Annotated in this window: 12 protein-coding genes, 1 riboswitch and 2 other annotated features; of the genes, 3 read left to right on the forward strand and 9 right to left on the reverse strand. The window is 33.7% G+C overall.

Annotation, left to right across the window (positions count from 1 at the left end; translation table 11 throughout):
- Nucleotides 1-5: 5 nt before the first annotated feature.
- The 5 genes from AABL52_RS15480 to AABL52_RS15500 form a co-directional block, all read right to left on the reverse strand.
- A complete protein-coding gene (locus AABL52_RS15480) occupies nucleotides 6-773 on the reverse strand; it encodes an ABC transporter ATP-binding protein (protein WP_341517872.1) in 768 nt (255 codons plus the stop codon).
- A gap of 252 nt (nucleotides 774-1,025) precedes the next feature.
- A complete protein-coding gene (gene thrS / locus AABL52_RS15485) occupies nucleotides 1,026-2,945 on the reverse strand; it encodes a threonine--tRNA ligase (protein WP_341517873.1) in 1,920 nt (639 codons plus the stop codon).
- 44 nt (nucleotides 2,946-2,989) lie between these two features.
- Nucleotides 2,990-3,212: a binding site (T-box leader), on the reverse strand.
- 37 nt (nucleotides 3,213-3,249) lie between these two features.
- Nucleotides 3,250-3,473, reverse strand: a binding site (T-box leader).
- 124 nt (nucleotides 3,474-3,597) lie between these two features.
- Nucleotides 3,598-4,305, reverse strand: a complete 708-nt coding sequence (locus AABL52_RS15490; protein ID WP_001222159.1) for a pseudouridine synthase — start codon at nucleotides 4,303-4,305, stop codon at nucleotides 3,598-3,600.
- 186 nt (nucleotides 4,306-4,491) lie between these two features.
- Complete coding sequence (locus tag AABL52_RS15495; protein WP_341517874.1) at nucleotides 4,492-5,112, reverse strand: YdbC family protein; 621 nt, start codon at nucleotides 5,110-5,112, stop codon at nucleotides 4,492-4,494.
- A 192-nt stretch (nucleotides 5,113-5,304) separates the two neighbouring features.
- Nucleotides 5,305-5,667, reverse strand: coding sequence for a hypothetical protein (locus AABL52_RS15500; protein ID WP_341517875.1), 363 nt, complete (start codon nucleotides 5,665-5,667; stop codon nucleotides 5,305-5,307).
- A gap of 128 nt (nucleotides 5,668-5,795) precedes the next feature.
- Between AABL52_RS15500 and AABL52_RS15505 the strand changes: the two genes are divergently transcribed.
- Complete coding sequence (locus AABL52_RS15505) at nucleotides 5,796-6,371, forward strand: hypothetical protein (RefSeq protein ID WP_341517876.1); 576 nt, start codon at nucleotides 5,796-5,798, stop codon at nucleotides 6,369-6,371.
- Nucleotides 6,372-6,579: 208 nt separating this feature from the next.
- Nucleotides 6,580-6,699, forward strand: a riboswitch (glycine riboswitch).
- A gap of 107 nt (nucleotides 6,700-6,806) precedes the next feature.
- Nucleotides 6,807-8,174 (forward strand): alanine/glycine:cation symporter family protein, encoded by a 1,368-nt coding sequence (locus tag AABL52_RS15510; RefSeq protein WP_098239505.1) that lies wholly within the window; start codon nucleotides 6,807-6,809, stop codon nucleotides 8,172-8,174.
- A gap of 47 nt (nucleotides 8,175-8,221) precedes the next feature.
- Here AABL52_RS15510 and AABL52_RS15515 read toward each other — a convergent pair whose 3' ends face one another.
- Nucleotides 8,222-8,752: a DinB family protein gene (locus AABL52_RS15515; RefSeq protein ID WP_000666443.1), complete on the reverse strand. Its 531-nt coding sequence runs from the start codon at nucleotides 8,750-8,752 to the stop codon at nucleotides 8,222-8,224.
- Nucleotides 8,753-8,766: 14 nt separating this feature from the next.
- Nucleotides 8,767-9,534, reverse strand: coding sequence for a DUF3891 family protein (locus AABL52_RS15520; protein ID WP_098239511.1), 768 nt, complete (start codon nucleotides 9,532-9,534; stop codon nucleotides 8,767-8,769).
- A gap of 205 nt (nucleotides 9,535-9,739) precedes the next feature.
- Between AABL52_RS15520 and AABL52_RS15525 the strand changes: the two genes are divergently transcribed.
- Nucleotides 9,740-10,012 (forward strand): HU family DNA-binding protein, encoded by a 273-nt coding sequence (locus AABL52_RS15525; RefSeq protein ID WP_001043907.1) that lies wholly within the window; start codon nucleotides 9,740-9,742, stop codon nucleotides 10,010-10,012.
- 42 nt (nucleotides 10,013-10,054) lie between these two features.
- Here AABL52_RS15525 and AABL52_RS15530 read toward each other — a convergent pair whose 3' ends face one another.
- A complete protein-coding gene (locus AABL52_RS15530; protein WP_341517877.1) occupies nucleotides 10,055-10,594 on the reverse strand; it encodes a cold-shock protein in 540 nt (179 codons plus the stop codon).
- Between the two features lie 35 nt (nucleotides 10,595-10,629).
- On the reverse strand, nucleotides 10,630-11,379 hold the full coding sequence (gene sfp, locus AABL52_RS15535) for a 4'-phosphopantetheinyl transferase Sfp (protein ID WP_097845128.1): 750 nt from the start codon (nucleotides 11,377-11,379) through the stop codon (nucleotides 10,630-10,632).
- Nucleotides 11,380-11,389 lie beyond the last annotated feature (10 nt).

Raw genomic sequence — 11,389 nt, forward strand, 5'->3', positions numbered from 1 at the left:
GCCCCCTACTTAGACTCAGCGGCTGAGCCCATATGAGCGAGCACACCTAAAATGTCTTGATAGAAATCTTCTCGCGTTCCTTGACGCTTTAACTCTTTGTATAGAAGGCCGTCTTGAATAAATAAAATACGTTCACAATAACTGGCACTAAATGCATCGTGTGTAACCATTAAAATACTTACATTGTGGTTTTCATGTAAATCTTGCATCGCTTCTAATAAGCTTTTTGCATTTTTACTATCAAGCGCTCCTGTCGGTTCATCTGCTAATACAATTGCTGGATTATGTACTAAAGCACGAGCTGCCGCTGTTCTTTGCTTTTGCCCACCAGAAACAGCAGTTGGATATTTTGTTAAAATTTCAGTAATCCCTAACTTCTTCGCAACCTCATTCACCTTTCCAGTAATCTCGCTTGAAGGTACGCCTTGCAAAGAAAGTGGTAAAGCAATATTTTCATAAATTGATAAGTTTTCTAGTAAGTTAAAATCTTGAAAAATGAATCCTAATTTTTGAGATCGAAAATCTGATAAAGCATTCCCCTTCATTGAAGTAATATTTGTGCCAGCTATTGTCACACTGCCACCTGTCGCTTGATCCAGTGTACTTATCACATTAAGTAGTGTCGTTTTTCCAGAGCCAGAAGGACCCATAATCCCGACGAATTCCCCTTCTTTAATACTTAATGACACACCCCTTAATGCTTTTGACTGATTCTCGTTTCTTTTCCCATACGTTTTTTCTACACGTTCTACAGTAACTACGTTTGTTGACATCTCTTTCACTCCATCCCTTTTGTATAAAATGAATTTCTCACATATTTCTTATCTTTTTCTCATGTAAACCCTTAATAATTTTTTAATTTTTCAATCAGAAAGGATTACACGAGTTACGCAAACCTTTTTCCTATTTCATATTCTCACTTTTCTACAACTCGTTCCTTCGATTTCGCTTACATTTACCTTACATTTTTGTAAGGTAAAAAAGAAAACACACCCTTTTGAATTGGTGTGTTTTCTTTTTAAACTTTATTTCCGATTATTTATTTCCTCTTTCATACTTTCCACAAACCCATTTAGTTCAACAACCTCTGATTTTTCTTCCCCGTATTTACGTACATTTACAGCTCCGTTCTCCATTTCCTTATCCCCAATAACAAGAATATAAGGAACTTTTTGCATTTGTGCTTCTCTTATTTTATATCCTAACTTTTCATCCCGTACATCTCGTTCTACACGAACACCAGCTTGTTCTAATTTATCTGCAACTTCATCTGCATATTGTACATGGACTGCATTCGAAACTGGAATGACTTTCACTTGAACTGGTGCCACCCATGCCGGGAACGCACCTCCAAAGTGCTCAATTAATATTGCTAAGAAACGATCTAAAGATCCTAAAACTGCTCTGTGAATGACAACTGGCCTTCTCTTTTCATTCTTCTCATCTATATAATTTAAATCAAACTTCTCTGGCATTTGGAAATCTAGCTGGATTGTTCCGCACTGATGACTTCTATTTAAAGCGTCTTTAATATGAAAATCGATTTTCGGTCCGTAAAATGCACCGTCACCTTCATTTAGTCTATATTTATAATCCAATGAATGTAATACATTTTCTAATGATGCCTCTGCTTGCTCCCATAACTTATCATCACCCATTGAATCTTCTGGACGAGTAGAAAGCTCTACTTCATATTCGAATCCGAAAGTTTTATAAACGTAATCAATTTGCGCCATTACGGATTTGATTTCATCTTCAATTTGTTCTGGTGTTACAAATAAATGAGCATCATCTTGGCAGAAAGTACGAACTCTTAATAATCCGTTTAATGCCCCGCTAAATTCATGTCGGTGTACTTGGCCGAACTCGCACATACGAATTGGCAATTCGCGATAAGAGTGTAATTTATTTTTGAACATTAACATATGTCCTGGGCAGTTCATCGGTTTTAATGCGAAGCTTTTATTATCCACTTCAGAGAAATACATGTTGTCCTTGTAATGTCCCCAATGTCCCGATTTCTCCCATAACTCTTGGTTCATCATAAACGGAGTACGTACTTCTTGATACTTATATTCTTTTTGAATTTCTCTTAAAAATGCTTCTAATTCATTTCGGATAATCTGTCCTTTCGGTAAATAAAATGGCATTCCCGGAGCCTCTTCTGAAAACATAAATAACTCCAGCTCACTACCTAATTTACGATGATTTCTTTTTGCTGCTTCTTCAACGAAATGTAAATACTCTTCTAATTCTTTTTGAGAAGAGAACGCAACACCATATATACGCTGAAGCACTTGATTGTTACTATCACCTCGCCAATATGCACCAGAAACGTGAGTTAATTGGAATGCTTTCAAATATCCTGTTGACGGTAAATGTGGTCCTCTACATAAATCTACAAATTCACCTTGTTTATATAGTGTTACACTTTCCCCACTAGGAATTGCTTCTAACAGTTCTAATTTCAGGTGATCATTCATTTCTTGAAACAGTTTTGCTGCTTCTTCTCGAGAAACTTCAACTCGCTCTATTATTACATTTTCATTTATTATCTTTTTCATTTCTTTTTCGATTTTCGGTAAATCTTCTACGTTTACACTACTTGGAAGGTCCATATCATAATAAAATCCATTTTCAATAACCGGCCCTACACCAAGGTTTACATTGCCATACATTCTCTTTACAGCTTGCGCTAAAATATGTGCCGCAGAGTGTCTTGCAATTTCTACCCCTTCATTAGAATCTATAGTAACGATTTCTACTTCCGCATTTCCTTCAATATTTCGGCGTAAATCATATAACTGATTATTTACTTTCCCCGCTACTGCTTTCTTTTTTAAACTACTGCTAATGGATCCAGCAACTTCTTCTAAAGTAATTCCTTTTGCAAATTCTTTAACGCTACCATCTGGAAATTTAAGTTCAATCATTTGTTCTTTCATTTTTCATCTCTCCATTTCATAATAAAAAGCACACTCATCCCTAAAATAGGGACGAGCGTGCTTTTACCCGTGGTTCCACCCAGATTCCCATTGTAAATATACAATGGCTTCTTTTACGGTAACGTCGTTTACACGGCACTAGATACTTAATTTCCCCAGTGCAGCTCTAAGGTGGTAAGTTATTTTTCTGCGTTAGGAAGTTCTCAGCTTTCCTTCCTTCTCTGTATAACCGGGTAAAATAACTCGTGTCCTTTTCTTCGCTTATTATGAAATTGAATGCAAAAAAGCATATTCATCCCTAAAAATTAGGGACGAATATGCTTATATTCGTGGTTCCACCCAGATTCCCATCACAAAAAACATAATGGCTTCTTTTGCGATAACGTCGCTTACACGGCACTAGATACTTAATTTCCCTAGTGCAGCTCTAAGGTGGTAAGTTATTTTTCTGCGTTAGGAAGTTCTCAGCTTTCCTTCCCTCTCTGTATAACCGGGCAAAATAACTCGTGTCCTTTTCTTTGCTTTTATAAGTACATCCATTAATTGTTATTCACTATATCCTATTCATTTTATTATTGCAAGTGTTTAAAAAAGTTTTTTTATTTAATAGAAAAAGAAACCAAAATAGATTTTTGGTTTCCCCTTCTCAATTTTACCAATCTTGTGGTTCATAATTTAAGTCTGAAAATAGACGTCGTTTCTCTTTCTTCGATAAATCTCTCCACTGTCCAACAGGTAAATTATTCAATTCAATATTCATAATTCTCGTGCGTTTTAACGTGTATACTTGATAACCTAAAGCTTCACACATACGACGAATTTGGCGATTTAGCCCTTGTGTTAAAATAATGTTGAACTCATATTTTGATAACTGTGTGATCTCACAAGGAAGTGTTTTCGTTCCTAAAATCTTCACACCCGCTGCCATTTTTTCTAAGAAATCAGGTGTAATTGGCTTATCTACAGAAACGATATATTCTTTCTCATGTTTGTTTTCAGCACGTAAAATTTCGTTAACGATATCACCATCATTCGTTAACAAAATTAAACCGTCTGAGTCTTTATCAAGACGTCCAATATGACTAATTCGTAAAGGATGATTCACTAAATCGATAATGTTACCTTTTACAGCTTTTTCACTTGTACATGTAATACCTACTGGTTTATTTAAAGCAATATATACGTGATCTCGAGCAATACGAAGTTGCTCTCCATTTACGCGTACATCATCACCTGGATTGACTTGGTCACCAATTTTTGCAACCTTACCGTTAATAATTACTCTTCTCTCATTAATTAATTTATCTGCTCCACGTCGAGACGCTTTTCCAGCTTCACTAATAAATTTATTGATACGCAAATTAGGCACATCCTTTTCTAAACAAAATTTCAAGCTCACACTGCTTCTACCGTACAATACAAAAGGGTAAGCCTTCTATTATAACTTAAATATATTAACATGAAAGGGTATATAACGTCTTCTATTAATTACTCGTTTATAAGAAAATGTCTTTATTATACATTCATTTATGCACGTATTGTACACTTAATATACAAGCCACTCTCCCTTACATATAGCTTGTTTACCTCTTATATCTTTTAAATCATCATGAATATTAGCTAGTTTATACAACTCATGGAAAATCTCTTTTACATAATTTTGATGCGCCATTTCATCTTTCCAATAAGTTAACACTATGTAACGATTTTCAGCTTTTAAAGACTTCCCAACAAATCCAGCTAACATCCCTTTTTCTTTTTCCATTCCTGTATTCCAAATTGTTTCTTGTTTATGTAAGAAATACTTTTCCTTTCCCACCTTTACATCACATATAGCAACTCTTACGAATGTTCCTTTTGTAACAACATCTTTCAAAGACTTATCAGTAATATCATACAACGTTTGAAACAATTCAATTTCACATGAAAGAAACGTATCCTCTTGATTACTATTTACATAAATTATATCGTGTGCACCATTCATAAATGACTGATATGCACTTCGATCTTCCCATAAAGTAAATACACATGCCTCATCTTTATTCCATCCACCAAATTGTCCATGAAATCCATCTAGATGCTGTATATCACGCCATTTTTCTTGTGCGATTGAAAATAACTCTTTTTTCTCTTCTTCTACCTTACAGTATATTGTTTTTAGTAACATTTTTAGTTCCCCCTTAGGCTATAATTTATCTTCCACATACAACTTTTAGTTTACATAATAATTTTATGATCTCTTTATCCGTATATAGAACGAATCATATTTATCACTACTTCTATCAAACCATCTATCTGATTTTATTTCAAATAATTCAGAATAAAGAAAGATGTAACTCTTAATGAATTACATCTTTAGCTAGTCTCCCTTATTCATCTTTTTCTCAAATAAATAATACGTTAGTTCTCCCGGATAATGTAATACAGTTACCTTCCTCTCCCCCTTTTTAAAACTAAAAGTATGCCCGTTTTCCCCTAAGTTCTCCCATCCACTGGCCTTTGTAATAGGCATTACACTTATATATTTATAATCCTCTTCCTTTTCATCTTTAATATGGATTGCTGACATTGGTACTGGAAAATCTTCAATTTTAGATTCTTTGTCCAAATATATAAGTGCAAATAAACTAACTAATAACATAGCCATTGAAATATTTGAAACTATTTTTCTTTTATTCATTTTTACTAATAATCCTCTCTTCTCACATATAACTTTCATCATTTTACTAATATTAATTATTTATGTATAGAAAAAATATAATTAAAAGCAATTCCAGACTATTTTCTCTACCATTAACAACATTATTGCTATATATAAAAATCAAAAGATTTTTTTGGAGGTATTACCCGTTGAAGAAATTATTTTTTAATAAATGGACAATAGTTATTTCTATTTTTATTATTATCTGTACAATTTTCTACGCAATTAAAGATAAAAATAATAACGCAAAAACTACCGTAGAAACAGTTGATACAAAAAGTTTTAAAACTAAATTACAACCAAAAATTGATGAATTAACTACAAATTATAATGACATCATCGAAAAAGATTGGTTGCCTGCCTGGGAAGAAATTAACACGAACGGAGATTCAGTAGACAGAGATAAACTATTAGTCACAACGACTGCTATTTCCAAACAATTCGAAAAAATTATGAACGAAATAGACACTCTGAAAATTAAAGAAAACATATCGGAAGTACAAATACAAGAACAACTAATTTATTTCACAACTGAATTTAAGACTGCTTCTAAATTTATGAAAAACGCAGCAGATTTAATTATAGACGGAGCAAATAACTCTACTCCATCCAATGAAACAATTGAAAATACTAAACATGCTTTAGGACTTGCGGACCAACATATTGTACTCGCTTTATCTACTTTAACTGAAGTGGAAGATAAATTAGGGCTTTCTAAAAAATAAAACTTTTTACTATTTTAAAATAAAAAATGATTGCATTTCACATTTTGTCTGTCTATAATGTTTTTATTGATTTACAATCAATGTTCTTATAAATTTTATAATTCGGATGAACCATTCAGGAGAAGGTCTATTGATCTACCGACGGGGCAAAAAGTTGTACAACCAACTTTGAAACTCTCAGGTCTTGGTTACAAGTAGAACTGCATGGGGACGAATCTCTGGAGAGACTCCCTCTCGCTATATATAGCGCGGAGGAAAACGAGCACCGAAGGAGCAAATCCGCTACTATTGCGGATAATCTCTCAGGTAAAAGGACAGAGACAAGCGAAAGAAAAAGCCGATTTGTATCGGTTTATTTTTCTATCCCTTGTTTCTCCAGAGACCATTTCATTTACTTGAAGTGGTTTTTATTTTTTCTAAAAAAGGAGAATACAGATGGAGACAGTAAGTACAGTATTAGAACAAATCAATCACTATGTGTGGGGATTACCAACATTGTTGTTACTCGTTGGTACTGGTATCATTCTCACAGTGCGTTTAAAAGGTTTACAATTTAGTAAACTATTATACGCTCACAAACTAGCATTTAAAAAATCAGAAGATACATCTTCCTCTGGAGATATTAGCCACTTCCAAGCTCTTATGACAGCTATGGCGGCAACGATTGGAATGGGAAATATAGCCGGTGTTGCAACTGCTGTGACGATTGGTGGACCAGGTGCAATCTTTTGGATGTGGATTACCGCGTTATTCGGTATGGCAACAAAGTATGCGGAAGCAATTCTTGCGGTGAAATACCGAGTTAGTAATGAAAATGGTGAATATTCAGGTGGACCAATGTACTATTTAGAACGTGGTTTAGGCAAGAAATGGCTTGCTGTTTTATTCGCTATATTCGGTACAACTGCTTCTTTCGGTATCGGTAATATGGTGCAATCTAACTCAGTTGCAGAGGCAATGCGAATTAATTTCTCTTTCCCCCCTGCTTTAACTGGTATATTAATGTCGTTTTTAATTGCTATTGTTATTTTAGGTGGCGTTAAAAAAATTGGGAAAGTGACAGGATATATTGTTCCTATTAAAGCTTTCTTTTATATCATTGCTGGTCTTATTATTATTTTCTATCACTACGATCAAATTCCAGAAGCATTTTCACTTATTTTTTCTGGTGCGTTTACTGGTACTGCAGCTGCTGGAGGTTTTATCGGTGCAACAGTTGCATCAGCTATTCAAATCGGAATGGCGCGCGGTGTATTTGCGAACGAAGCTGGTTTAGGGAGCGCACCTATTGCAGCAGCGGCTGCAAAAACAGATTCGCCTGCAAAACAAGCTTTAGTTTCAATGACTGGTACTTTTCTAGATACATTTATTGTATGTACTATTACAGGACTTGTATTAATTACTACAGGTGCATGGAAGTCAGGAAAAACCGGTGTTGAAGCTACAACATTAGCATTCCAATCTGTATTTGGTACTGCTGGTAGTATGATTCTCGGTATCGCGATTATATTATTTGCCTACTCTACTATTTTAGGATGGTCGTATTACGGAGAGAAATGCGTGGCTTATTTATTTGGAGAAAGTGCCGTTAAATATTATAAAGCAATCTTTATCGTCATGATTGCAATTGGTGCAAATTTAAAATTAGGTATCGTATGGACATTTGCTGATATTGCAAATGGACTTATGGCAATTCCAAACTTAATTGGCCTGATTGGGTTAAGTGGTATTGTTGTATCTGAAACGAATCGCTTTTTACAAGCAGAGAAATTGAAAGAAAATCATAAAAAACAGGCAAGTTAATCACTAAAAAAAGAATGGCTTATCTATAATAGCCATTCTTTTTTTCTCTATTTCAATTCCTTTCCCTTTTGCACCATATGTAAATACAGCACAAAATCCGTCATTGTCGATGAATGACCAAGTTGACGAATCATTGCTGTTATATTTCCTCTATGATATGTCCCATGATTTACGACATGTTGTACTAACTCTAAAATTGAAGTTTCTAATTTCCCTGCATATGGATTCTCGATAACAAACACAGCATTCACGTCTTGTATTGTATTTAAAAAGTCTTTATATTGATTTACCATGTTTTCAAACATTTTTTCTAATTCATATAACGATTTATTTTCGATTTGTGTTCGTAAAATTTCTCGGTCTTGTATTGCTTCATTCATACTTTTACCATGCAATATGTGTAACCACACTTGATCTGTAATATACATATGTGCAAAAGTATCCTTAATTGATGGAAATACACTCTGTATCTGTTCATTAATAATAGTCTCATAGTTTGGTAATTCTTTTAGTCGATTTATTAATCGTATATTAGCCCAAGCATGGTAATCCACCTGTTTTAACATGTACTCTTTCAATCAAAATCGCCCCCCTATTGTATGAAATGAATGGTATGTTTCTTCACTTTTGATTCTCTATCAGCCTTTACAATTCCTTTTTCTTCAATTTCACGTTTATTTATAGTTTTATATTTTACATACGTATGAAATTCAGTTTGAAATGGAAACGGTGTAATCCGAATTGTTTCCTCATCTACCCATTCAGCTTGAATAGGTTTCCCTTCTTTACTATTAAACATTTCTGTTCCTTCAAAACCATCTTTAAACAAATCAATTTCATTTTCCTTTTCTACACCAGGTTTATTCATACATACATATAAAGAAAGTTCATCGCAAAATTTTAATAATCTATAATGTTTATCGAACATCGCAAATTGTTCTTTTGTTAACGTTTTCAATATTCTTTTTTGTCGTTCCAATTCCCCTGTATAAAATGACATCATCTCTTCATCTTCCTCATTTAATGGAAATGATAAAAAATGTTTACTACAAAGTAATGCTCCGTATGGATTTGAATCTTCAATTTCATTCAAACCAATTGTATAAAAAACAAAGCGTAATGAACTTGGACAGTCCATAAATGTATATGGGATATTTTTAGCATCATTCAAAATTGGAACTTTATCAAGTTCTATCCATCCTCTATCATGCTCATATATTGCATCAATAGCCGCTTTTAAATATTCGTCATCTTCAAAAAAATCTTCTTTTATATACTTCGCAATTTCCCCAGCTAAAAAACCGTGATCATGTTGACGAATTAATATACTTTCTTTCTCATCTTTTTCACGAAAAATCATCCGTATACTCCCCCTCATCCTCATATTACATTGTTTTCTATGCATCAATTCTTAATTAATCCCTAATTATTAGCAGGGATTCAGTTTCTTGCAACGAAATTAACATAACTATATAGCATTCTTTCTAACAATATAAATAGCTTTATCTTTACTATCCATTATACTAAATCATTCATTCCAAAAAATTTTTTTATGAGGTGAAAACATGAACAAAACAGAATTAATTAAAAATGTAGCACAATCAGCTGATATTTCTCAAAAGGATGCTTCTGCAGCTGTACAATCTGTTTTTGACACAATTGCTACTGCATTACAATCTGGCGATAAAGTTCAATTGATTGGCTTTGGAACTTTTGAAGTGCGCGAAAGATCTGCTCGTACAGGACGTAACCCACAAACTGGCGAAGAAATTCAAATCGCTGCTGGTAAAGTGCCAGCATTTAAAGCGGGTAAAGAGTTAAAAGAAGCTGTGAAATAAACAAGAAACCAGCCTATAAAATGGCTGGTTTTTTGTTTTCTATTAAAGCAGAGTTTTTATATTCTCTGCATGATACACTTCACAAATATAAAATATACATTTGCAGTTACTTACAATTTGATATTTTCTAGTTGGATACACATTCGCCGTAACAGAGCATCCATCAAACAATTCAATAATATTTCCAGATGGCTGATATCCTTCATATAATACGTTCCTTCTTACCTCCATCTTTTCTATAAGTTTTTCAACTGGAATGTTTCCCCTCTCTAACTCACACTTTATTGTATTTGGTAAAAACGAAGTATCGGCAAAAATGAGATTTTCAGATAATACTTTTCCTTTATAACTAACATTGGATACACGGTAAAGAAATGTTCCGTTTTTATCAAAAAAATTCTTTGCTTCTTTCGGGATGTACTGTCTATCAAGTACCTCTTGTTCGAGAACATCAAACTGAACTATATCATTCAAAAGCTTTTCTAAAGCATGAATAGATGATGTATCTCCAGAAAATAAAATATTTTTAATTGCTTGTACATTATAAGTGAATTCATTTGTTCTATTTTCCGCTACTAACATGAGGAACACCTCTTCTATAAGATTTTTTATTTAGCTTATTTATAATTTAAAAGCGCTACTGCATCTAACTGTGTGATTTCAGTTACTTCTTTACTAAATATTGCAATTGAAGCCATATAATCTACACTCGGCCTTATATCTGCTATCATTGTATTTTCTACTAATTCTTGCCTATCCTTAAAAACTAACAAATTTGGAGAATCATTTGGAGCCGATACAGTAATATGTACTGGCGGAATCATTAGTCCTTCACCTGTCGCTTTTAGTACTGCTTCTTTTCGGGTCCAATATGTTAAAAAACCTTCTATTTTCTTTTCATTAGGTAATTTCATAATTTGCGCTATTTCAATGTCCGTTAATACGCCCTCTGCCATTTTCATAACATCTACATTTGGATTCATTTGTTCAACATCAACGCCTACAGGCGCAGATTTAGTAAATGCAACAACAACCCACTCACCTGAATGTGAAACAGATAACTGCGGCATGCCTTCTGGTAATTGTGGTCTACCATGTTGTAACTTACATACTGGGCATATTCGACTAATCGGTACTTGAACAGGTGAAATAGAAAGTATTTGCCCAAGAACTAATCTACTAATTACACAACCTATTATAAAACGGACACGATCTGTCGAGTGGTGATAAGAATTTGCTTTCTCTCGTTCAACGTCATTTAGTAAATTGTAATGCCATGATTGTAAATCTGAAATTCTTGCCCACCATATTTGACAATCATTCTCACTAAGAGTTGGTACAGAATCTACAAATTTACTCTCTATCATGTAAACTCTC

Origin of the sequence: Bacillus paramobilis, from assembly GCF_038096195.1 — a bacterium.
Classification (GTDB): domain Bacteria; phylum Bacillota; class Bacilli; order Bacillales; family Bacillaceae_G; genus Bacillus_A; species Bacillus_A mobilis.